The sequence below is a fragment of the Streptomyces sp. 3N207 genome (genome assembly GCF_052246355.1).
Taxonomy (GTDB): Bacteria; Actinomycetota; Actinomycetes; order Streptomycetales; family Streptomycetaceae; genus Streptomyces.
The window spans coordinates 203,015-223,108 of record NZ_JBQQBV010000005.1 but is presented as its reverse complement, the minus strand read 5'-3'; the positions used below and the strand labels follow the sequence as shown (position 1 = coordinate 223,108).

General features: G+C 71.3%; 20 protein-coding genes and 4 pseudogenes. 10 read left to right on the top strand and 14 right to left on the bottom strand.

Going from position 1 to position 20,094, the window contains the following annotated elements:
* Window positions 1-20 precede the first annotated feature (20 nt).
* Together ACTWP9_RS10595 and ACTWP9_RS10590 are read right to left on the bottom strand one after the other, a co-directional pair.
* Window positions 21-380, bottom strand: a pseudogene (locus ACTWP9_RS10595) (DeoR/GlpR family DNA-binding transcription regulator); the annotation flags it as partial.
* Window positions 381-415: 35 nt separating this feature from the next.
* Window positions 416-1,303 carry a helix-turn-helix transcriptional regulator gene (locus ACTWP9_RS10590; protein ID WP_443245783.1) on the bottom strand — a complete coding sequence of 296 codons (888 nt, stop codon included), beginning with the start codon at window positions 1,301-1,303 and terminating at the stop codon, window positions 416-418.
* 212 nt (window positions 1,304-1,515) lie between these two features.
* Here ACTWP9_RS10590 and ACTWP9_RS10585 point away from each other — a divergent pair, with 212 nt between their 5' ends.
* The 3 genes and pseudogenes from ACTWP9_RS10585 to ACTWP9_RS10575 all read left to right on the top strand — a co-directional run.
* Complete coding sequence (locus tag ACTWP9_RS10585) at window positions 1,516-2,532, top strand: zinc-dependent alcohol dehydrogenase family protein (protein ID WP_443245782.1); 1,017 nt, start codon at window positions 1,516-1,518, stop codon at window positions 2,530-2,532.
* A gap of 25 nt (window positions 2,533-2,557) precedes the next feature.
* A pseudogene (locus ACTWP9_RS10580) lies at window positions 2,558-2,782 on the top strand ((R)-mandelonitrile lyase); the annotation flags it as partial.
* Window positions 2,718-3,086 (top strand): annotated as a pseudogene (locus ACTWP9_RS10575) (SDR family NAD(P)-dependent oxidoreductase); the annotation flags it as partial. The pseudogenes ACTWP9_RS10580 and ACTWP9_RS10575, both read left to right, overlap by 65 nt.
* On the opposite strand, the gene ACTWP9_RS10570 reads toward ACTWP9_RS10575, so the two are convergent.
* Window positions 3,087-3,317, bottom strand: a complete 231-nt coding sequence (locus ACTWP9_RS10570) for a hypothetical protein (RefSeq protein ID WP_443245781.1) — start codon at window positions 3,315-3,317, stop codon at window positions 3,087-3,089. It lies immediately after the preceding pseudogene.
* Here ACTWP9_RS10570 and ACTWP9_RS10565 point away from each other — a divergent pair.
* Both ACTWP9_RS10565 and ACTWP9_RS10560 read left to right on the top strand, forming a co-directional pair.
* The gene (locus tag ACTWP9_RS10565) at window positions 3,310-3,657 is read left to right on the top strand and encodes a cyclophilin-like fold protein (RefSeq protein WP_443245780.1); all 348 of its coding nucleotides are present in this window, start codon (window positions 3,310-3,312) and stop codon (window positions 3,655-3,657) included. The two genes, ACTWP9_RS10570 and ACTWP9_RS10565, sit on opposite strands and share 8 nt — an antisense overlap.
* A gap of 33 nt (window positions 3,658-3,690) precedes the next feature.
* Window positions 3,691-3,888: pseudogene (locus ACTWP9_RS10560) on the top strand (SDR family oxidoreductase); the annotation flags it as partial.
* A gap of 201 nt (window positions 3,889-4,089) precedes the next feature.
* Here ACTWP9_RS10560 and ACTWP9_RS10555 read toward each other — a convergent pair.
* The 4 genes from ACTWP9_RS10555 to ACTWP9_RS10540 all read right to left on the bottom strand — a co-directional run bounded on the left by ACTWP9_RS10555 (window position 4,090) and on the right by ACTWP9_RS10540 (window position 6,418).
* A complete protein-coding gene (locus ACTWP9_RS10555) occupies window positions 4,090-4,464 on the bottom strand; it encodes a hypothetical protein (RefSeq protein ID WP_443245779.1) in 375 nt (124 codons plus the stop codon).
* A 78-nt stretch (window positions 4,465-4,542) separates the two neighbouring features.
* Window positions 4,543-5,052, bottom strand: a complete 510-nt coding sequence (locus tag ACTWP9_RS10550) for a roadblock/LC7 domain-containing protein (protein WP_443245778.1) — start codon at window positions 5,050-5,052, stop codon at window positions 4,543-4,545.
* 38 nt (window positions 5,053-5,090) lie between these two features.
* On the bottom strand, window positions 5,091-5,978 hold the full coding sequence (locus ACTWP9_RS10545) for a transcriptional regulator (RefSeq protein ID WP_443245777.1): 888 nt from the start codon (window positions 5,976-5,978) through the stop codon (window positions 5,091-5,093).
* Window positions 5,978-6,418: a hypothetical protein gene (locus ACTWP9_RS10540; RefSeq protein ID WP_443245776.1), complete on the bottom strand. Its 441-nt coding sequence runs from the start codon at window positions 6,416-6,418 to the stop codon at window positions 5,978-5,980. Before ACTWP9_RS10540 ends, ACTWP9_RS10545 begins: the two co-directional genes overlap by 1 nt.
* A 358-nt stretch (window positions 6,419-6,776) precedes the next feature.
* On the opposite strand from ACTWP9_RS10540, the gene ACTWP9_RS10535 reads away from it, so the two are divergent.
* Together ACTWP9_RS10535 and ACTWP9_RS10530 are read left to right on the top strand one after the other, a co-directional pair.
* Window positions 6,777-7,736 carry a helix-turn-helix domain-containing protein gene (locus ACTWP9_RS10535; RefSeq protein ID WP_443245775.1) on the top strand — a complete coding sequence of 320 codons (960 nt, stop codon included), beginning with the start codon at window positions 6,777-6,779 and terminating at the stop codon, window positions 7,734-7,736.
* 492 nt (window positions 7,737-8,228) lie between these two features.
* A complete protein-coding gene (locus ACTWP9_RS10530) occupies window positions 8,229-8,984 on the top strand; it encodes a dienelactone hydrolase family protein (RefSeq protein ID WP_443245774.1) in 756 nt (251 codons plus the stop codon).
* Window positions 8,985-9,014: 30 nt separating this feature from the next.
* Here ACTWP9_RS10530 and ACTWP9_RS10525 read toward each other — a convergent pair whose 3' ends face one another.
* The 3 genes from ACTWP9_RS10525 to ACTWP9_RS10515 form a co-directional block, all read right to left on the bottom strand.
* Window positions 9,015-10,214, bottom strand: coding sequence for an MFS transporter (locus ACTWP9_RS10525; RefSeq protein WP_443245773.1), 1,200 nt, complete (start codon window positions 10,212-10,214; stop codon window positions 9,015-9,017).
* A 179-nt stretch (window positions 10,215-10,393) separates the two neighbouring features.
* Window positions 10,394-12,670, bottom strand: coding sequence for an SUKH-4 family immunity protein (locus ACTWP9_RS10520; protein WP_443245772.1), 2,277 nt, complete (start codon window positions 12,668-12,670; stop codon window positions 10,394-10,396).
* 63 nt (window positions 12,671-12,733) lie between these two features.
* A complete protein-coding gene (locus tag ACTWP9_RS10515; RefSeq protein ID WP_443245771.1) occupies window positions 12,734-13,153 on the bottom strand; it encodes a CBS domain-containing protein in 420 nt (139 codons plus the stop codon).
* 259 nt (window positions 13,154-13,412) lie between these two features.
* Between ACTWP9_RS10515 and ACTWP9_RS10510 the strand changes: the two genes are divergently transcribed.
* Window positions 13,413-13,766: a hypothetical protein gene (locus ACTWP9_RS10510; RefSeq protein WP_443245770.1), complete on the top strand. Its 354-nt coding sequence runs from the start codon at window positions 13,413-13,415 to the stop codon at window positions 13,764-13,766.
* Window positions 13,767-13,783: 17 nt separating this feature from the next.
* Window positions 13,784-14,395, top strand: a complete 612-nt coding sequence (locus ACTWP9_RS10505; RefSeq protein ID WP_443245769.1) for an archease — start codon at window positions 13,784-13,786, stop codon at window positions 14,393-14,395.
* A 28-nt stretch (window positions 14,396-14,423) separates the two neighbouring features.
* On the opposite strand, the gene ACTWP9_RS10500 is transcribed toward ACTWP9_RS10505, so the two are convergent.
* Window positions 14,424-15,836 carry an RtcB family protein gene (locus ACTWP9_RS10500; protein ID WP_443245768.1) on the bottom strand — a complete coding sequence of 471 codons (1,413 nt, stop codon included), beginning with the start codon at window positions 15,834-15,836 and terminating at the stop codon, window positions 14,424-14,426.
* A 965-nt stretch (window positions 15,837-16,801) separates the two neighbouring features.
* Between ACTWP9_RS10500 and ACTWP9_RS10495 the strand changes: the two genes are divergently transcribed.
* Window positions 16,802-17,371, top strand: a complete 570-nt coding sequence (locus ACTWP9_RS10495) for a transglycosylase SLT domain-containing protein (protein ID WP_443245767.1) — start codon at window positions 16,802-16,804, stop codon at window positions 17,369-17,371.
* A gap of 83 nt (window positions 17,372-17,454) precedes the next feature.
* On the opposite strand, the gene ACTWP9_RS10490 is transcribed toward ACTWP9_RS10495, so the two are convergent.
* From ACTWP9_RS10490 to ACTWP9_RS10480, 3 genes are read right to left on the bottom strand one after another with little or no spacing between them, the layout of a single operon-like run.
* Complete coding sequence (locus ACTWP9_RS10490) at window positions 17,455-17,886, bottom strand: lasso peptide biosynthesis B2 protein (protein WP_443245766.1); 432 nt, start codon at window positions 17,884-17,886, stop codon at window positions 17,455-17,457.
* Window positions 17,883-18,137 (bottom strand): lasso peptide biosynthesis PqqD family chaperone, encoded by a 255-nt coding sequence (locus ACTWP9_RS10485; protein WP_443245765.1) that lies wholly within the window; start codon window positions 18,135-18,137, stop codon window positions 17,883-17,885. Before ACTWP9_RS10485 ends, ACTWP9_RS10490 begins: the two co-directional genes overlap by 4 nt.
* Window positions 18,137-20,065 (bottom strand): asparagine synthase-related protein, encoded by a 1,929-nt coding sequence (locus ACTWP9_RS10480; protein WP_443245764.1) that lies wholly within the window; start codon window positions 20,063-20,065, stop codon window positions 18,137-18,139. Before ACTWP9_RS10480 ends, ACTWP9_RS10485 begins: the two co-directional genes overlap by 1 nt.
* Window positions 20,066-20,094: the final 29 nt, after the last annotated feature.

Sequence of the window (20,094 nt, the reverse complement as noted above, 5' to 3'; positions counted from 1 at the left end):
CCGCCGCCGTCCGTGACGAGGGTCCAGCCGGACGGCAGGGACGCCCACGCATGGAACGGGGCCCGGCCCAGCTTCGCCGCGTGTGCCAGTACGTAGGTGTGCGCCGCCCGGCGCACCATCAGTTCCTTCAGCCGGGTCCGGCGCAGATCGGCCTCGCAGATCCCGTCCTCCGCGGTGACGCCGTCGGCGGACAGGAAGACCCGGTCGAACGTCATCCGCTCCAGCGCCGCCTCGGTCAGCGGGCCCACGAACGCCTGGCTGACCTGTCGCAGCGTCCCGCCCAGGCACTCCACATGGACGCTCTCGACATCGGCCGGCTCGTGCAGCGCCGTCAGTCCGGTGGTGGCCAAGCAGCAGCAGGACCTGGCCCGCCGCGGCACCCGGGCGCCTCCGCCCTTCCCTGTGCCCGGGGCAGTCAGTCAGCCGCCTGGTGGGAGGGACGCTCGGCTTTTGCGGTGGCGGCCCAGGAGGAGAGCAGGCGCAGCCCTTCCTCGGAGGCCGAGCCGGGTTCCGCGGTGTAGATGGTGAGCGTGAGGCCGGGTTCGGCGGCCATCTCCAGGCCCTCGTAGGCGAGGGTGAGGTCGCCGACGGCGTGGTGGTGGAAACGCTTGGTGCCGGTGCCGTGGTGGCGGACGTTGTGGGCGCCCCAGCGGGTGCGGAAGTCGTCGCTGCGGGTGGACAGCTCGCCGACGAGGTCGTGGAGTTCCTTGTCGTGAGGGTTGCGGCCGGCTTCGGTGCGCAGGATGGCCACGGCGATGTCGGCGGCCAGATCCCAGTCGGGGTAGAAGCGGCGCGAGGCGGGGTCGAGGAACTGGAACCGGGCCAGGTTGGCCTGGTTGCCGACCGAGGCGTAGACGTCGTCGTAGAAGGCGCGGGCGAGCTGGTTGGTGGCGAGAAGGTCCATGCGGCCGTTGCGGACGAAGGCCGGGCCGACGGTGACGGCGTCCAGCACCCATTGCAGGCTCCGGTGCGCGGTCCAGGTCCGGGTGGTGCGGCGGCGGGGCCGGGTGAGGGCGTCGGAGCCGTCGGCGGCCTGCGCCAGGTTCATGAGGTGAGCGCGTTCGGCGTCGTCGAGCTGGAGGGCGCGGGCGACGGCTTCGAGGACGGCCGGGGAGGCTCCGGCGAGGTTGCCGCGCTCGAGCTTGGCGTAGTACTCCACGCTCACATCGGCGAGCGCGGCGACCTCGCTGCGGCGCAGGCCGGGCACCCGTCGGCGGCTGCCGGAGGGCAGGCCCGCCTGCTCGGGGCTGATCTTCGCCCGCCGCGAGGTGAGGAACTCGCGGACCTCTGCCTGGTTGTCCACGCCTTCGACGGTACGTCCTGCCCGGCGTCCATAGGGATGTACTGGCAGTACACCCCTTGATGGTGTCTCGCTGCACTCGCGAAGTGCGGGTTACCTGGCTGACGTGGTGCTTTCCGCCCGCCCCGGCACGACGGGCGTGCACCCCGCCCTGCACACGGCGACGGTCCCGGATCCGGCGGCCGCACGCCTCGGCACGCAAAGGAACCCCACTCATGCGCGGCGCAGTGATCCACGCTCCCGGCGACGTCCGGTTCGAGACCGTGGACGACCCCAAGATTCTTCACCCGACCGACGCGGTCATCCGGACGGCCGTGACATGCGTGTGCGGCTCGGACCTGTGGCCCTACCGCGGCGCTGAGCCGATCGGCGACCCGCATCCGATGGGGCACGAGTACGTCGGCTTCGTCGAGGAGGTCGGCTCCGAGGTGACCTCGGTGCGGCCGGGACAGTTCGTCGTCGGCTCCTTCGCCACCTCCGACAACACCTGCGCGAACTGCCGCAACGGTTTCCAGTCGAACTGCCTGCACCGCGAGTTCATGTCGACCTGCCAGGCCGAGTACGTGCGCATACCCAACGCCCAGGGCACCCTGGTCGCCACCGAGGAGGTTCCGGGCGAGGAGTTCTGGCCGGGGCTGCTGGCCGTGTCCGACGTCATGGGCACGGGCTGGTGGGCCGCCGATGCCGCCGAGGTGCAGCCCGGCTCGACCGCCGTGGTCGTCGGCGACGGCGCGGTCGGCCTGTGCGCCGTGATCGCGGCCAAGGAGATGGGCGCGGAGCGGATCATCACCATGTCCCGGCACGAACCCCGCCAGAAACTCGCCAGGGAGTTCGGCGCCACCGACATCGTCACTGAACGCGGCGAGGAAGGCGTCGAGCAGATCAAGGAGCTGACCGGCGGGATCGGCGCCGACAGCGTGCTGGAGTGCGTCGGCACCGCCGAAGCGATGCAGCAGGCGCTGCGGTCGGCGAGGCCCGGCGGGAACGTCGGCTTCGTCGGCGTCCCCCACGAAGTCGCGATCGACGGACAGGAGCTGTTCTTCTCCCACGTCGGCCTGCGCGGCGGCCCCGCCCCCGTACGCCGCTACCTGCCCGACCTCATCGACCGTGTGCTCGCGCGCCGGATCGATCCGGGCAAGGTCTTCGACCTCAGCCTGCCCCTGGACCAGGTCGCCGAGGGCTACAAGGCGATGGACGAGCGCCGCGCCATCAAGACCCTCCTCAAGCCCTGACCGCCCACCGCCCGAAGGAGCGATCATGCAGATCACCCGCAGTTCGATCGACACCGCCAAGGGCCCGGCCGACTGGTTCACCGGCGACGTCTACATCGACGCCGTCGCCGCCGCACCGGCCCCGTCCCGGGTCACCGCATCCCTGGTGCATTTCATGCCCGGCGCCCGCACCCACTGGCACCGCCACCGCCCTCATCCTGGACGACCCGCCGGCCTTCTCCGTCAAGGGCCCGGTGACCTGTGTGAACGCTGTCCTGCCCGGGATGCGGGAGCTGGGCCGGGGCACGCTGCTGTTCGTCAACGGCGGCAGCGCCGTTCGCCCCCACCCCGAGCGGGCCGGCACCTCGATCGCGTTCGCCGCCGAGAGCGCCTACGCGGCGATGCTCCACGACGCGCTCGCGCCGGAGGACATCCACGTCGCACAGCTCATCGTTCCCGGTGCGATCCGCCCGGACTCTCAGCACTCCAGCCCCGACGCGCCGGCCGAACGGCTGTACGCCATCCATGCCGAGCGCGGCGCCTTCCGGTACTACGCCGAGCCCATGCCCACCTGATCACTCCGGGACGCCCCTCATGAACTGTGCGGTTCGCCGCCGTCTGATCCGTGCCGCTCCGGCAGCCGCCCTGCTGCTGGCCGTGACCGCCTGCTCCAGCGACGCGCAGGAAGCCGACTCGGCCGCCACGTCCTCCGGCTCCGCGTCTTCCGCTTCCGCGTCCCCGGGGCAGCAGGAGACGGCGGCCACCACCCCGTCATCCACCTCCGAGAGGAGCACTGCCATGGACATCCGGGTCACCCTCGACGGCCACCCCGTCGGGGTCTCCTTGAACGACAGCCCCGCCGCCCGCGACTTCACCGAGCTGCTCCCGCTCACCCTGGAGCTGAAGGACTTCCACAGCATGGAGCGGGTCGCCGACCTGCCGCGCAAGCTGGACACCTCCGGCGCTCCCGCACCGGCTGCGGCCAAGGTCGGCGACATCGCCTACTACGCGCCCTGGGGCAACCTGGCCCTCTTCTACCAGGACGGGCCCGCCCCCTCCGCCGACCTGCTCGTCCTCGGCCACCTCGACGTCAGCGCCGACCAGCTCGGCCGGGCGACGCGCATCACCATCGAAGCCGCTTCCTGACCCCTGCCTGGGCGAACGCCCAAGTCCCCGCCCCTCGCCCGCAACCCGAACCGGATCGTGGCCCAGCGCACCGCCCCGGCCCGCGTACCCAAGCACGGCGTGATCGGCCTGACCAAGAGCGCCGCCCTCGAATACGGCCCCCGCGGCGTGCGCGTCAACGCCGTCTGCCCCGGCGCCGGCTACGTCACGGGCATCGCCCTGCCCGTCGACGGCGGCTACACCGCCCAGTGACCATCAGCTGCTGAACACGCTCGAACCCGTCATGGCTGCGCCACGCGGAAGCCCTCAGCACAACTGCCCGGCGGAGCCGACCGAACGGCACCGAGGCCCGTGATCAGGTAACCGCCACGGGCAGCACCGACTCCGCCGTACGCGCCGCGCGCCTGAGCCGCGGCGCGTACGGCTGCCTGTGCCGGTTCACCCGCGAGTGGCTCACACCTCCAGGCTCGCCTCGATCTTGCGCAACTGATGCCGTGCCATGGCGAGGTTTGCCTTGGCGGAGTCCAACGCGATGTAGAGGAACAGGCCGTTGCCGCTCTTGGCCCGCAGCAGGCGGATCAAGTGGTACTGCCTGCCCAGGGTGATCAGGATGTCCTCGATCTCGTCCTTGAGACCGAGGAGCTCCATCGTGCGCAGCTTGGCGCGTACGACATCGGTGTTGCCGGCCGCTGCGACCTCCAGATCGAAGTCCTTGCCGCCGCCGAGCGTTCCCAGCGCCATACCGCTGGTGTAATCGACCAGGGCGACCCCGATCGTGCCGTCGATGCTGCTCATCGCTTCCTTGAGGGAGGCGTCGGTGTTCGACATGGTGGCGTGCTGTCCTTTCGTCGATACGTTGTCCGGCCTGGTGCGGTCGTTCGGTGGCCGTGCTCCGGGGCGGAGGGCTCACTCCGGGGTCGGAGAGCCGCGGCGGCGCCGTTCGAGCGGCAGCCGGCGGCGGTCCGGCGGGGGCCTGCCGTCGGGCGGCGAGGCGTTGGCGGTGGGGTGCGGAGGCGCGGAGAGCTGGGCCTCGGCCACGAGTTCGCCGATGCGGCCCGCCGTACGACGTCCCTCCAGGTGCAGTCGCCCCACATTGATGCGGTCGTCCGCGAGCAGCGTGAGCACGGCTGCCGGTCCGGCGGCGTAGGTGGCGACGTAGCCGAGCTCCCCGTGGATCAGCAGTTCGCGGAAAGCGCCGCGTCCCGTCGCCTCGTTCATCCGGAACGCGAGCCCGAGCGCGGCGGCGGTGAGGGCGGCCAGGGGCTCCGCCTCCGGACGCTGCTGCCCGGTCTGCGCCGGGGGGATGTCCTCGGCCAGGACCAGTCCGTCGACGGTCGCCGCCAACGCCCCGCCGACCTGCGGAACCCTGGCTCGTAACCCCCGGAGTTCCTCGACCACGGCCGCCTCCGCCGCCATCAGCACTCTCCTCTCGGCACGCTGACGGAATCCTCTGATCACAGTGCCTCCAGCGCGTCCCTGAGCCTGCGCAGCAGGGCGACGTCCGGATCCGGGAACCCGTGCACCGGCGGTGCGGCGACGGGCGTCCCGCCCTCGGCTGGGGCGGCGGGGGCGGCGCCCTCGGCGGCAGCCCCCTCCGGGCGGGCGGACCGGGCCGGGACGACCAGCCCGCCGGCCGCCAGCCGGCGCAGCTCCACGAGGGTGTGGAAGGCGGGCCGGCCCAGCACCCGCGCGATGTCGGTGGCCGTACGGGTCCCGTCGGCCAGTTCCAGGGTCCGCAGCTGCCGGTCCGGCACCATGTGCAGTCGATCACTCACGGCCGTCGGCGCAGGGGGCAGCACATCTGTGCGGGCGTCCGGCCAGATACGGTCCAGAAGCGCCAGGCGACGAACGGTCTCCCCCTGTACGGCCGTCGGCGTGACACCGCCGCCGGCACCCAGTGGGTCCCGCACCTTCCGCCGAAAACGGCCCGGTCCGCCACCGGGCGCCAGGACGAAGAACGCCGCGTCGTACAGGGCCGTGCGTCGGCACAGTTCCAGCACTCCGAGGGGCACATGGCCCGACGCCACGAGGTGCTGCGCCACACACCCCTCATGCGCGGCCTGGGTCAGCGCCGCCTCCCAGCACTCGTGCGACAGTGCGCAGCCACGGGTCAGCAACACGTCCAGCCCCGTCGCGGCCGGGCTCTCCGCGTGCACGACCTGGCCGTCGCGGAGGAAGAGGGTGCCGCCCGCCCGGGTGAAGGCGCCAGTGGCACGCTCCGCCGCCAGCCGGTGCAGTAGCGGAGGGTCCGGCGCGGAGTGCTCCGAGTCGGCCCTACGCGTTACGGGTTGAGCCGGTAACGGGCGCTCCGCGTCCCAGGGGACGGGGACGGTATGTCGCATCAGAGCACCATCCGCCCCGCCATCTCCGCCAGCCGGATCCGCGCCAGTGCGAGATTGCCCTCGTCCCGGCCGAGCCACAGGTGGAGAAAGAGGGTGCCGTCGAGTGCGCCGGTCACGAACCGCAGCAGGTGGTAGCTGTCGCTGTTCGTCGTGATGATGTCTTCGACGGCCGGTGCCGTCCCGGCATGCTGCGCGGTCGGATCAGGAGCCGTCGGTGTGGTTCCGGTCGGGGGGCCGGCAGCGGAGAGCGGGCCGAGTGAACGGTACTCGGCGACCATCCTGGCCAGCTCGGCGGTCTCGCAGGCAGTCGCCTCGTAGTCGCCGCCGGGTGGGTCCCCGGCGACACCCAGCGCCAGCCCGCTGACCCAGTCGACGACGGCGGCACTGCGTGCACCGGGTAATCGCATCGCCTCCAGGAGGCACTCGTCGATTCCGGGCACGCTGTACTCCCCTCCCCTGCGCGGTACACGGCATCGCCACCGGTACCGCCCGGCCACGGACAGTGAGGCTCAGACTACGCATCTGCCCGACGATCCGGGCCCGTTCCGGCATTTTCCTGGGGAACATGCCAAGACCACCGGGAGATTGACCAGAACCCTTCGAGAATTGACCGTTCGGTTGCCGAGCTGACAGAAAATGGAACCCGCTATGTCAGTTGGGGGCGCACCACCCGCCGACAGCCTCCCGTCAGGCCCACTTGCGGGCAAGCCCGCTTCCGGACAGGCCCGCTTCCGGACAGGCGCTACGAGACGGACAGTTGACGGGAACCGTCATAACGGAGGGGGACGGAGGTAGATCGTGGAGAAGGTCTTCGACAGCAAACATTTCCCGGAGGCAGACGCTCTTTCCGCATGGAAGGAGATCACCCGGGACGCGGTCATGCCGACCGACCTCCGACTCGTCGGCACCAAGACCTTCCGCGGCTCGTTCGCGACGGCATCACTGGGACCGGTGCAGACGTCGCGCATGGCCTACTCCAAGCTCCGCACGATCCGCACGCCGAGACTGATCCGTGTCTCGGACCCGGAATGCCTCCAGTTCGCCCTTGTCCGTTCCGGCCCTCACGTCATCGAACAGAACCGGCACCGCGCCCCCGCGCAGCCGAGCGAGTTGTTGCTGTTCGACAGCTCTCGTCCGTTCGACGGGTACGCCGACGGTGAGGCGCTCCTCCTCCAGGTCCCCCGCCAAGCGCTTCCCTTCCGCGTCCACGGACTCGATCGGCTCATCGCCCGCCCGCTTCCTGGGAATCAGGGGACCGGCCGGCTGTTGGCGGAGTTCCTGACCCGTACGGCACGGGACGGCTACAGCCGCACCACGCAGGACGCCGCCCGGCTCGGCACCGTCGCCCTCGATCTGGCCGCTGCTGTGCTCGCGGACCATCTGGACCGCGTGGCGGAGATCCCGGCCGACTCCCGGCAGCGCGCCCTGTATCTGTGCATCATCGCGTTCGTGCAGCGCCGGCTGGGCGACCCCGCTCTCACCCCCGGCGAGGTCGCGGCAGCGCACCACATCTCGCTGCGCTCCCTGCACCGGCTGTTCCAGCAGCACGGCACGAGCATCGGCTCCTGGATCCGGAGCCGGCGGCTGGAACACTGCCGCCAGGACCTCGCCGACCCCCGGGAACGCCGGACACCCATCCATGCCATCGCGGCCCGCTGGGGTTTCCCCCGCCCCGGGGACTTCACCCGCGCCTTCCGCGCCGCGTACGGCACCACCCCGAGCGACTATCGGCATCGAGCACACCAGGCCGACGGCTAGACCACCCCGGCATGCCAAGGTCGGGGTTGCGCCTGCGAGTTGGCACCGGCAATGGCAGACTTCGCCCAAAGTTTCGAACTTGGGATCTCGGGGTCTGGGGTATGACGCAGAAGCGGCGCGCATGGTGGTGGGCCGGCGGGATTTGGCTGGCCCTCGTCGTCACAGGTGGGACAGCCACTCTCGTACTGGAACCCGACACCCCGGAGCGGGACGGCCACTCGCACGGCGGGCAGTCGTCGCCAGGGGGTCAGAACGTGGACGTACCGGAAGGCTGCGAAGACGAGGCAGCGGAGGCCCGGCGGAAGGCCCTGAGTCGTGGAGACACGAGTTACGGCTACGTCTGCATCACGTCGTCCTCCCAGGAGCGGGATCCGGAGCCTGAGCCGGAGCCGAGCAGCCCTTTCCGACCCTGACCCGCTCGCTCCGGGGCTGCGGTGATAGGACGGCAAGCAACAACTGTCCGAAGCAGTTGTCCACAAGGAAGGGCCGCCCATGCATTTCCGGACCGTCGACATTCCCACCCCGGACGGCGCGGCCGACGCCTACGCCGCCTGTCCGAAGGAGGACGGCCGCTACCCCGGTGTGCTCCTCTACATGGACATCATCGGGCTGCGGCCGGTGATCAAGGAGATGGTCGCCGAGCTGGCCTCGCACGGCTACTACGTACTGGCCCCCAACATCTTCTACCGGCACGGCCGCGCCCCCGTGGTCGAGGTGCCCGATCTGAGCAGGACCGAGGAGCGGGAGGCGTTCCTGGGCCAGGTCTTTCCCATGATGGAGTCCCATACTGCCGACAAGGCCGTCCGGGACGCCGGCTCCTACCTCGACTTTCTCGCGCAGCAGCCGCAGGTGCGGAACGGGAAAGCGGGGGTGACCGGCTACTGCCTGGGCGGCATGCTCGCCCTGCGTACGGCCGCCGCGTATCCGGAACGGGTGGGCGCTGTGGGCAGCTTCCACGCGGGCCACCTCGTCACCGACGCGCAGGACAGCCCGCACCGGGTCGTCGGGCAGATCACGGCACGGCTGCATCTCGGGCATGCCGAGAACGACGCCTCCATGACGCCCGAGGAAGTGGCCACGCTGAACAAGGCGCTGAACGAAGCCGGTGTCGACTACACGTCCGAGATCTACCCGGGCACGGTCCACGGCTTCACGATGGCCGACACCGCCGCCTTCAACCCGGCAGCGATGGAACGGCACTGGAACCGGCTGCTGTCGCTCCTCTCCGGAACGCGGCCGACCGGCTGACGACGCTGCCGACCGGCTGACGCGGACGGATCAGGCGCGGGTCGGGCGGGAATCCGGCACGGCGGCCGGCGGCCGGGGCGTGAACGAGGTGGCGTACACGAGCGTGACCAGCACCAGCGCCATCGGGACCAGCATGGCGGCGCGGTAGTTCCACGCGTCACCCAGCGCCCCCACCAGCGGTGATCCGACGAGGAAACCGACGTAGTTGAAGATGTTGAGCCGCGCGACGGCCGCGTCCGAGGCACCCGGGAAGAGCCGGCCCGCCGCCGCGAAGGTCTGCGGCACCAGCACGCAGAGGCCGAGTCCGAGCAGGGTGAAGCCGAGCATGCCGGTCCACGCCCCCGGGGCCGCCGCCACCGTGGCGAACCCCAGCGCCGCCAGCAGCGTGCCTGCCCGGACGACGGCCGCGGCGCCGAACCGTCGTACCCCCAGATCCCCCAGCGAGCGGCCGATCAGCGTGGTCGCCATATAGACGTTGTACGGAACGGTGGCCAGCTGCTCCGAACTGCCCAGCACGTCCTGGAGGTACTTCGCGCTCCAGTTCGAGACGGTGGAGTCCCCGATGTATGCGAAGGTCATCACCAGACACAGCGGCAGCAGCAACCGGAACGCCACGGCCGCCTCCCCCGCCTTCGCAGGCCGCTCCCCCTCGGCCGTCGGATCCGGCTCGGCCGCGTCCACGTACCATCTGCTGCCCACCAACGCGGCGGGCAGCAGAACGGCGGCCACCGGCAGATACGACGCCAGGAGCGGCAGCTCTCCGTGTGCCCCCAGCCAGGCCACCGTCGCCCCGAAGATCCCGCCCAGGCTGTACGCGGCGTGGAAGCCCAGCATGATGCTGCGCCGGTACGTGTGCTGGAGGCTGACCCCGAGCATGTTCATCGAGGCGTCCAGTGCGCCGACGGCGAGCCCGAACACCCCGAGTGCGACCGCGAGTTGGACCACCCCGTCACCCGCGCCGACCCCCAGCAGCGACAGCAGCACCACAGGCTGCGACCAGCGCAGGACCAGGCTCGGCCGTACGCGCTTCACCAGTTGCTCCGCGCCCACGCTCCCGGCACCTGCGAGCACCGGCACCGCAGCGAGGAAAACGGGCAGCAGGGCGTCCGATATCCCGTACCGGTCCTGTACGGCGGGGATGCGGGTCACCAGCAGCGCGAAGGCGACGCCCTGCGCGAAGAAGCTGAAGGCGAGCGCGGCCCTGCCGTGGCGCATCCGTGCGTCCGTCATGGCCGGACAGCGTATGGCCCTCCACTACCCACCGGTAGACAGATCACCGCGCCAATTCGGCCGACAGGCCCGAACACGGCCCCGGCCGACACGGCCGACAGCGCCGCGCGATCGGTCACCGCGGGGCTCGCCCTCCCGGCCCCCTCTCCCGAGCGCCCCTCGGACACCCGCAGAAATCCTCACTCCTGTGTGCCCGGGCTCCAGATGCCGTCGGCCAGGTCGTCGAAGTGCCCCGCCCAGATCCGTTCCGGGTCCGCGAACGGCAGCGGATCGTAGGTGCGAAGGTCGAGTACGAGGTCATCGGCGACCCAGAACGTCGCGTCCGGGTGCGCGTCCTTCGCCCCCACGCGCCAGCGCCGCAGGCCGCGGTGGAGCGCGTACAGCAGATACGTGTAGGACTCCAGATCGCGGTGCGCGGGCAGTACCCGTTCGAACCCCTCGTCGACCTCGTGCACAACGCCCGTACGGCCGTCGAGAAGCAGATCGCCGTACGCCAGGAAGTCCAGATGGAAGAGGGCTTCGAGGGGGCCCGGCAGGCCCTCCGTCGCGTGCAGTTGCTCGGAGACCTCCTGCCAGGCCGGTTCCTCGCTGATCGGGATGTGGCAGCGCACCGGTGTGTCCGCCCAGAAGTACGGGTCGATGCCGCCGACCGGAATCCCGACCTCGGTCAGGAAGCGCCGGGTCGGCTCGTGGGTCATCCGGGGGTGGAGCAGAGAGGGAGGAAGTCTCAGCAGTCCCTCCTCGCCGAAGACCTCTTCCAGCAGCGCACGCGTCACCCGCACCGGGGGAGGGCAGGGCGCGCGGGGCGGTATGGCGCAGGGGTCGGTCAGTCCGGCGAGCCGCGCATGGGTGGGCAGATGCTCCGTGACGTAGTCGGCGGATCCGAGCCGTTCGGACACCGGCCAGCCCGCCATCACGGCGACGGCGTCGCGATGGTGCGCCGCGGTACCACCCGGGAGCGGCGGCAGCCAGCGGGCCGCCGCCTGCGCGAGACAGTCGGGGCGCAGCGCGTACACCGGGATGCCGGGCTCCACGGTGGGCAGTGCTGCGGCAGCCGCGTCCACCGCCGCGGACGCAGCCTCGGGGTCGTCCGGATGCCGAGCGCAGTGCAACAGCCGCCACACCGACCCGGTCATCGGCCCCTGGGCGAGGGAGAGCGTCGCCGCCGCGTCGCGGGCCGGTGCGCCGAGACCGTCGAGCCATGCCGCGCACACCTGCTCGGCCACGGCAGGGCGCGGTGCGCCGACGGCGGAGCCCCGCGCCCGGGCGGCGACGGCGGCCAGCCCCACGTTCGGGTACGTCTCGGCGGGGCCGAAAGGCGAAGTGCCGGGCAGGGTCGCCGCCTCCGCCTCGTACCACGCGGCGAAGGACGCGGGGTCGGTGAGCCGCGGATCGTCCAGGTCGAGCACCAAATGCCGGGTCGGCGCCAGGACCTCGGGATCACGGGCCTCCACCAGCACCCGTACCTCCGGCACTTGCGCGAGGGGGCGGATCAACTGCTCGACGAGCCGGGCGGATTCGGCGCAGGCGTCGAGGTCGGCGACCGTGACCATCAGAGGTTCGCCACGCCCGGCCACCGCGGCGAGCAGCGCCCCGCAGTCGGGGTCCTCGGAAACGGTCCTGTCGCCGGCGAACTGGGCGTGCAGGACACGGGCGCACTCGGCCGCATCACGGCCGACGGCGGAGACGGCAGCCGCACGGGCCGGGCCTCCGACAGGGAAGGGGCTCAACCACTCCTTGAACGTGGACTCCGTGAACCACGACAGCAGATGCGTCTTCCCCGCTCCCACGGCGCCCGTCAGCACACATACGGAAGGCCCGCACAGGTCCCCGCTCCAGCGCAGCAGAGCCTCCGCCGCGGGCCCGCGTCCCGCGGTGAGGGGGTGTGGACCGTCGTACGCACCCGCTGCCGCGGCGTGGTCGGGAAGCCAGGGGCAGGCATCCACGTCCGCGTAGTCGGGCACCGAGGGGACCGCGCCTGTGCCCTCCAGCAGTTCCACGGCCAGCGGCACATGCTCCGTACGCACCCGGGCTGCGTGCCCGACAGTGGCGGCAGCGTGCTCGCGCCAGCGTTCGCGCACCCCCGCCACACAGGGCGCGTCACTGTGCCGGGCGATGCCGAGCGGCCCGCCGTGTTCCTCGGTCAGCTCCTCCAGGGCCTCGTGGAAGGCGTTCTCCGTCTCCGACATGACCCGCACGAAGGTCTCCAGGACGCGAGCCTGGGCGGCAAGCTGACGCGCCGCCGTTCCGTCTGCCGCTCCGTCTGCCGTTCCGTCCGTTGTCCAGTCTGCTGTTCCGTCTGCTGTTCCGTCTGCTGTACGGGAACCGGCCTCACGCGCGGTGCGAGCGAGCGCCGCGTACCGCTCCAGCGGCAGGTCGGGCCATTCCAGGCCGACAGCACGGAAGGCGGCGTACAGCCGGCCGGGCAGCCTCTGCGGCGCCATGAAGGGGGTCATGGCGCCGCACTCTAAGGGCCGTCCTCGGCAGCTCCGCAGGCGGCCCGGCTCATGGGTGCGTTGTCAGCGGTTCGGCTGGGCGGAGCTCACGTCGGCGAGCGCGGAGTCGGGGTCGCGTTCGAGAGCGATATCACCGATGCTGACCGTGCCCACGAGTTCGTCGCCGTCCACGATGGGCAGGCGACGGATCGCGTGCTCGCGCATCAACCGCACGGCTTCGTCGATCCCCGCGTCCGGGGCACAGGTGACGACGTCGCTGCTGCACACGTCCTGGGCCCTGGTGGAGTGCAGGTCACGGTCGTCGGCCAGCGCACGGATCACGAGGTCCCGGTCGGTGACGACGCCGCGGAGGTGGTCCTGCTCGCTGACCAGAACCTCGCCGAAGTCCTCGTCCCGCATCAGGCGGGCTATCTCGTTGATGTCGGTCTGCGGCGTGACGGTGATCGGATCGGCCGTCATGATTTCGCTGATCTGCTGGGCCATGATCTCCTCCTGACTGCTTGCGCTACGGTGCGCGGCGGCGTGCTGCCGCCACGAGGCCGTCTTTGCCTCCCGTGCGTTGCCAGCGGGGCGGGGTCCTACACCTGATGGGGCTTCCCGAATGCGTTCCGCAGGTGTCCCGCATACGTCCCGGATGCCTCCGGAGTGCGGAGCTGGTGCACAGCCCCCAGCCTGGGAGGGAGAAGCCTGGAGAAGCGGTGCATGGGGCGCACAGGCGCACGGCAGAGGACGGACCGAAGCGATGGCACGGCTACTGATCAAGGGGGACGACCTGGTCGTCCGACCGTCCTGGTGGGAGAAGATCGCCACAGGACACCGCCAGATCCGGGTGCCGCTGTCCGCTGTGGCCCGGGTCGAGGAGGCGTCCGCCTGGTGGCGGCCGCTGCGGGGCGAGCCGAAGCGGACGAGTTACCTTCCCGGCATGGCGCACCTCGGCGTGTGGCGGCACGAGGACGGGCAGGACTTCGTCGCTCTCCATCCCTGGAAGCCCGTCGTGGTCGTCGAGACGTACGGAAAGGCCCCGTTCGCCCACATCGCGGTATCGGTACGGGACGCGCAGGCAGCGAAGAACCTCGTGCCGGATCACGGCCGCTGAGAGGACAGGCGGTACCCATGGCCGACGAGACGGCAGACGGTGACGAGATCTCAAACAGTGACAGGCGGCCCCGGCAACGGGAGGAGCGCGGTCATCGCGCCGTATCGCACACGGCTGACGTGCGTATCGAGGCATGGGGCGCCGACCGGGAGCAGTGTCTGGCGGAAGCGGTGCTCGGCATGGTCGACTGCTTCGCCGACCGCTCCGGGGCCGAGGCGCACTCCGTACGGCAGGTACGCGTGGCGGGAAACAGTGACACAGACCTGCTGGCCACGCTGCTGGACGAGATCGTCTACCGGCTGGAGGTGCACGGCGAAGTGCCGGTAGCCGTCGAGACGGACCTGCTGGCCATCGAGACGGAAACCGGCGGCGAGACGGAAACCGGCGGCGAGACCGAAACCGGCGGCGAGACGGAAACCGCCGGCACCAGCGGCACCGAGTCCGGCTCGGAGACGTCCGGCCCGGAGACCGAGTCCGGCCGGGAAGTGGCGGCGAACGTACGGCTGTCGGTGACAGACCTGGGATCGGTGCCGGTCATCGGTGCACCGCCGAAAGGCGTCTCGTGGAACGAACTGCGGCTGGCGCAGGACCCGTCCGGGTGGTCGTGCGCGGTCACGGTCGACGTCTGACGGAGGCCGCTGCCGGTCCCCCGGCGGCTCACCCCTTGACCACGCCGAGCGGGACCAGACGGGCCACCTTGCGGCACAGCCCCGCGCCTTCGCTCGCCTCCACCACCGCGGCGACGTCCTTGTACGCCTCCGGGGTCTCCTCGGCCAGACTGCGGGGGGACAGCGGGCGCACCGCGATACCGTCCGCCTCCAGCCGTGCCCGCAGTTGCTTGCCGCCGATGGTCCGTGCGGCCTGGTGCCGGCTGAGGGAACGGCCCGCGCCGTGGCAGGTGGAGTGGAAGGCGTCGCCCCCGGTGACGCCGGTCAGGACATAGGAGGCGGTGCCCATCGTGCCGGGGATGAGCACCGGCTGGCCGACGCCGCGCAGGTCCTCGGGCAGTTCCGGGTGACCGGGCGGAAAGGCCCGGGTGGCACCCTTACGGTGCACACACAACTGCCGTTCCCCGCCGTCCACGGCATGCTTCTCCAGCTTGGCGAGGTTGTGCGACACGTCGTAGACGAGGCTGAGCCCGGCGCCCGCCGTACGGCGGAAGACCCGGCGCGCGGCCTGGGCCAGCAACTGCCGGTTGGCGCGGCCGTAGTTCGCCGCGGCGGCCATCGCCCCCAAGTAGTCGCGGCCCTCGGGCGAGTCGACCGGAACGCAGGCCAGTTGCCGGTCCGGCACCTGGATGCCGTACCGGGCCATGACGTTGTCCATCGCCCGCACATGGTCGGTGCAGATCTGGTGACCGAGCCCGCGCGAACCACAGTGGATCATCACGCACACCTGGTCCGGGGCCAGTCCGAACGCGGCGGCGACCGGCTCGTCGTAGACCTCGGCGACCTGCTGGACCTCCAGGAAGTGATTGCCCGAACCGAGGCTGCCGACCTGCACCAGTCCGCGCTCGCGGGCCCGCTCGCTCACCTGGCCCACGTCCGCGTCGGCCACAGCCCCGCCGTCCTCGCAGCGCCGCAGGTCCCGCTCGTCGCCGTGGCCCTGCTCCACGGCGTACCGGGAGCCGCCCTCCAGCACGGATTCCAGCTCCCGTCGGCCGTCGGGCTCCCAGACGCCGCCCGGCCCCGCACCCCGTGGGATCGCGTGACCCAGCCCGTCCATCACCGCTTGCAGCGCCGGTTCGAGGGCCTGCCGGTCGCAGTCGGCGGCCAGCAGCCGCACCCCGCAGGAGATGTCGAAGCCCACGCCGCCGGGTGAGATCACCCCGCTGTCGGCAACGTCGGTGGCGGCCACTCCGCCGATGGGGAAGCCATAGCCCCAGTGGATGTCCGGCATGGCGTAGGAAGCACCGACGATGCCCGGCAGTGTCGCCACATTGGCGACCTGCTCCAGCGATTTCTCGGCGTCCCGCACCAGCTCCTGCGAGGCGAACACCACTCCAGGAGCCCGCATCCCGTCCCGTGGTTCCAGCCGGAAGCGGTAGGGGCGTTCCTGCACATACTCCATCGTGGCCTCCTGACCGGCCTGCCGATCCCCTCCGGTTCCCCCGCCCGCGTGCCCGCGCCCGCGGTGGGCGCCGGGTCCGTGTCGGCACAGCCTCGACAGCCTCACGGAGTAACCACCCCGCGCTGGAACATGCCCCCGGCGGTACGCGGCGCCCGTACGCACCCGGTTTCACGCCGCGCGCCCCCGGCCACCCGAAGGTGAGATATCGATGCTGTCCCGAACGGCTCGCGGCCGGGGCAGTCGATTCCCGGTCCGGGGCCACTTTCACGTTACGTGTCCGCTCAGTGATTGCCTGCGAGACCGCCATGTCCGCCCCGTACGAAGACCTCCAGCCGACCGGCCGAGAACCCGAGCCCCCCACTCCTGGGCCGGGTCCGGGATCGCCCGGGCCGGGACCCGGGCCCGTGCCGGGGCCGGCGCCCCCTTCAGGGCCCGACCCGGTGCCGCCCGAACCGCCGCGCCCCGAGCCCGACCCCATACCGCCGAATCCGCAGCCCCCCACCCCGGGCCCCGAACCCGGACCGGCCCCGGACCCGATTCCTCCCCCGGTGCCGACCCGCGACAAGAGGGTCTGCGACGCGGTTGCGAGGCGCTGGCGAGAGGGCTTGTGAAGCCGCTTGCGAGGCGGCTTGCGAGGCGCGGGAAACGGTAACTCTGCGCAAGCAGTAGCTACCGGTACGCATCCGGCAAGCAGGGTGCGGAGGCGCTGGATGTGAGGGCGCCCATAGGGCCCAGATCACTTACGAGGCAGCTTCGTATGTCTGCGCTGCTCTGACCTGGGGTGGGAGGGGGGATGGTCGACCCTCTGTCCGGTTTGTCACGATTCTGGATCGTACGTCACATATTTGCCGGGTGGGGGAGCCGGTTCCCAGGGTGGGTGCCAGGCCGCGACGAGACCGGGACAACGCACCGCTCCCCGGGGCGCGCGGCCGGAACGTCCCCCCACGAAAGGCTCCTCTGCTCGCATGCGTAACACCCTGCGTACCCTCAAGCTCGCCCGCCTCGCCACCACCGGCCTGACCGCGCTGGGCGCGGCCGGTATCGCCGCCACCGCACTGGCCGGCACCGCCCACGCCGAGGCCCCCGCCAAGCCCGCAGCCAAGCCCGCCGCCATCGAGAGCGCCGCCTCGACCGCGCAGCACGTGAGCATGCAGGCCGCGCACGCCAAGAAGGCGCAGAAGGCGGACGACCAGGGCACCGGCGCGAAGAAGTACGCGGACAACCTCGACGGCTGGATCCGTGAGGCCCGCGCCATCATGGCCAAGCACGACATCCCCGGCTCCTACGACGGCATCAAGCGCAACATCATCCGCGAGTCGGCCGGTGACCCCAACGCGGTCAACGACTGGGACATCAACGCCAAGAAGGGCACCCCCTCCAAGGGCCTGCTCCAGGTGATCCAGCCCACCTTCGACCGCTTCCACGTCGAAGGCACCCCCGACAAACTCACCGACCCCGTAGCCAACATCGTCGCCGCCTGCAACTACGCAGCCGACCGCTACGGCTCCATGGACAACGTCGACTCCGCCTACTAAGGCAGAACCACAGCCACACCCAGCACACACCGCATGCGAACAGGAGCGGGTGGGAGGAACACCTCCCACCCGCTCCTTCGCATTCACTTGTCCAGTCCGACGGTGAAGAAGGTGCGGAAGTAGTCGGGTGGATGGTCCTCGCCGACCGGGGTGCCCTCGGCCTCCACCCAGGCGTGCGCGGCGAACGGCGGCAGCCGTCGGGCTCCTACGTGCCATACCGGCCAGCGGCCGTCCACGCGGCACAGCAGTGCGGTGGCCAACGAGCGGGGCAGACAGCCTTCCGGGCCGGCGCAGGCGGGGCTCACGGCGTTGACCGAGTCGCGCGCAGCGAGCGTCTCGGCATACCGGGCAGGCCGGGCGCCGCGCCGCACGAGGGTGAGGACGGTGCGGATACGGCGAGGGGGCATGCGGGCCAGCAGCAGAGCGCAGCGGACCGCGAGCCGGGTGAGGGCGCGGCGCCGCCAGGGCGGGGGAAGCGGGTAGGTCCGTGTGGTGGGTGCCGGTCGCGGTGTCACCGTTCGACCAGTCCGGTGGAGGTGAGGGCCTCGATCAGCGCTTGCACGTCCTGATGGGCGCTCTCGTCGTCCACCTCGTACGTCTCGCTCAGCCGCTGTGCTGCGAGCTGTGGGCTGCCGCCGTCCAGCAGGGTGCGCAGGGCGAGTGCTGCGGTGAGGTTGAGGTTCCAGTACTGCCCGCTGTCCTCGTCGAGGAGGGCGATGCCGTCGTCGGTGTCGGCGCAGGACACGCCGGATCGCAGCTTGATCATCAGGGCCTCGCTTCCGCGTCGGTGACGGGTGTTCCCCCAAGCTCTTCGAGCAGGGGGTGCCCCCATGGCTGGTCGGAGGCCGCCGACCCCTCCAGCGAGCGCAGCCAGAGCTCGCAGGCCAGCGTCTGGTAGAGCCCGCCGTGCAGATCGTGAGCATGGTGGTGGAGCGGGCCGGCGCAGATCTCGCGCAGTGCTGCCGTGTCGATCAGTCCGCTGCGGGCCAGCCTGGAGTCCTCCCACAGGGTGGCCAGTTGGTCGCGATGTGCTCGGAGGGCCCCGTCCGGGTTGCTGTTGGTGACCGATTTGGTCCGCCCGGTGAGGCTCTCGTCGGGGACGATGCCGCGTACGGCTTCCACCAGGAGCGGCTTGTAGCTCCCGGGAGTGCGTCTGTGTTCGGGTCGTACCGCCAGTACGGCGTTGAGCACCGCGTCGTCGCAGTAGGGGGCGGCCAGTGCCGTCCCGTCACGCAGCGCGAGTTGACCGATCTGGCGGAGCGGTCGTGCCGCATAGCGCAGGCCGGTCACATCGTCGTGGACCCCGGGGTGGGCCGAGACCGGCTCCGCGTGGGGTGCCGCCTCAAGGATCAGCTCGCGTACCGCGTCGGCGGCGTCCGAGGTGGCCCAGGGCGCCAAGCGTGGTGGCTCGCCCCAGCTCAGTCCGGGACGGTCCAGGGGAGGCGGCGGATCGGTGAGCGAACCGGCCACCGACTCCAGCCAACTCCGGTAGGAGCCCTGAGTACGCAGCTGCCGCAGTACGTGTCCGCGGCACCATCGGTTGGCGGCCGCGTAGGTGCGCAGCATGCGCGTTGCTGTCCACGGGCTGCGGCGCAGCAGTGTGCGCAGATGGGCCGCGCTGGCGATGAGCAGTTCGTCCCCTCCGAAACCGGCCAGGTGCAGTGCCGAACCCGCCGCTGCCGCCCGGCGGGTGAGCGACAGCCAGCGAGCGTGATCCGCGATGACGGCACACGGCTCGTCGAACGGCTCCCGCATGCCCGGCAGTGCTTCGTAGATCGTCGGCATGTCCTGGTGCGGCACAAGGTGGTGCTGGACGCCGGGTACGGCAGCAGCCGTACGGAACGCCCACGTCACATCGTCGTCGAGGGGGTCCGGGGACGCCGCGGTGAAGGCCACCACGCGTGTTTCTTCTTGCCGGGCGGCCAGACAGCACAGCGATGTCGAGTCGAGGCCGCTGAGGTCCGAGCTGACCACAGTCCGCCCCGTGGTCCGGACCGCGACGGCGGCGTGCAGTGCCGCGCGCAGTGCGGGGGCGCCCTCGGAGAGCGGGAGGCGGGCCGCGGGCGGCGACCAGTGGCGCACTTGCCGGGCGCGGCCCTGTTGGTCGCACAGCAGGAAGTGATCGGGCGGGACGTACTGCACCCCTCGCCACACCGGGTGTTCGGTCAAGGGAGGCAGCAACGCCGGGGTGAGGAGGTGGAGGGCGAGGCGGCGGTCGTCGAGACCCGCGCCGGTGAGGTACGCCAGGACGTCGGCCCGGTCCGCGGCAACCGTGGCACCCGCCACCTCGGCCGCGTACACCCGGCGCAGCCCGCTCAGCGTGCCCTGTACCCGCACCCGCCCGGCTACGGAGGCCACCAGGTGGAAGCTGCCGGAGACGCCGGAAGCGTACGCCGCGGCTTCCTCGGTGGTACGGATACGGGCCGCGGCTTCGGCCAAGTCGGCTGACGCGCCGACCTGTTGGCCGATCAGTGCGAACACTGTCTCACCGGCCCATGCCGCACACACCGTCTCGGCGCCGGATCCGTGTGCGGCCGGCCAGCGTCCCAACAGGAAGGGACGGCCCGAGGGGTGGGACAGGCGGCGGTCGGCGAACCGACGCAACCGTGCGGCAGGCTCCGCGGCCGACGGACAGTCGGGGAACACCGCGAACCACAGCGGGGCTGCGGCGAATCCGGCTGGCTCTTGAACCATGTGCGCCCCCTCCTTCCGGCTCCGCCTCA

What these genes read in the sequence shown, in the direction of transcription:
- ACTWP9_RS10520 (WP_443245772.1), bottom strand. Translation starts at nt 12,670, where the DNA reads ATGACCCCCTTCATGGCGCCGCAGAGGCTGCCCGGCCGGCTGTACGCC.
- ACTWP9_RS10525 (WP_443245773.1), bottom strand. Translation starts at nt 10,214, where the DNA reads ATGACGGACGCACGGATGCGCCACGGCAGGGCCGCGCTCGCCTTCAGC.
- ACTWP9_RS10530 (WP_443245774.1), top strand. Translation starts at nt 8,229, where the DNA reads ATGCATTTCCGGACCGTCGACATTCCCACCCCGGACGGCGCGGCCGAC.
- ACTWP9_RS10510 (WP_443245770.1), top strand. Translation starts at nt 13,413, where the DNA reads ATGGCACGGCTACTGATCAAGGGGGACGACCTGGTCGTCCGACCGTCC.
- ACTWP9_RS10550 (WP_443245778.1), bottom strand. Translation starts at nt 5,052, where the DNA reads ATGGCGGCGGAGGCGGCCGTGGTCGAGGAACTCCGGGGGTTACGAGCC.
- ACTWP9_RS10565 (WP_443245780.1), top strand. Translation starts at nt 3,310, where the DNA reads ATGGACATCCGGGTCACCCTCGACGGCCACCCCGTCGGGGTCTCCTTG.
- ACTWP9_RS10495 (WP_443245767.1), top strand. Translation starts at nt 16,802, where the DNA reads ATGCGTAACACCCTGCGTACCCTCAAGCTCGCCCGCCTCGCCACCACC.
- ACTWP9_RS10585 (WP_443245782.1), top strand. Translation starts at nt 1,516, where the DNA reads ATGCGCGGCGCAGTGATCCACGCTCCCGGCGACGTCCGGTTCGAGACC.
- ACTWP9_RS10515 (WP_443245771.1), bottom strand. Translation starts at nt 13,153, where the DNA reads ATGGCCCAGCAGATCAGCGAAATCATGACGGCCGATCCGATCACCGTC.
- ACTWP9_RS10500 (WP_443245768.1), bottom strand. Translation starts at nt 15,836, where the DNA reads ATGGAGTATGTGCAGGAACGCCCCTACCGCTTCCGGCTGGAACCACGG.
- ACTWP9_RS10545 (WP_443245777.1), bottom strand. Translation starts at nt 5,978, where the DNA reads ATGCGACATACCGTCCCCGTCCCCTGGGACGCGGAGCGCCCGTTACCG.
- ACTWP9_RS10485 (WP_443245765.1), bottom strand. Translation starts at nt 18,137, where the DNA reads ATGATCAAGCTGCGATCCGGCGTGTCCTGCGCCGACACCGACGACGGC.
- ACTWP9_RS10555 (WP_443245779.1), bottom strand. Translation starts at nt 4,464, where the DNA reads ATGTCGAACACCGACGCCTCCCTCAAGGAAGCGATGAGCAGCATCGAC.
- ACTWP9_RS10480 (WP_443245764.1), bottom strand. Translation starts at nt 20,065, where the DNA reads ATGGTTCAAGAGCCAGCCGGATTCGCCGCAGCCCCGCTGTGGTTCGCG.
- ACTWP9_RS10505 (WP_443245769.1), top strand. Translation starts at nt 13,784, where the DNA reads ATGGCCGACGAGACGGCAGACGGTGACGAGATCTCAAACAGTGACAGG.
- ACTWP9_RS10570 (WP_443245781.1), bottom strand. Translation starts at nt 3,317, where the DNA reads ATGTCCATGGCAGTGCTCCTCTCGGAGGTGGATGACGGGGTGGTGGCC.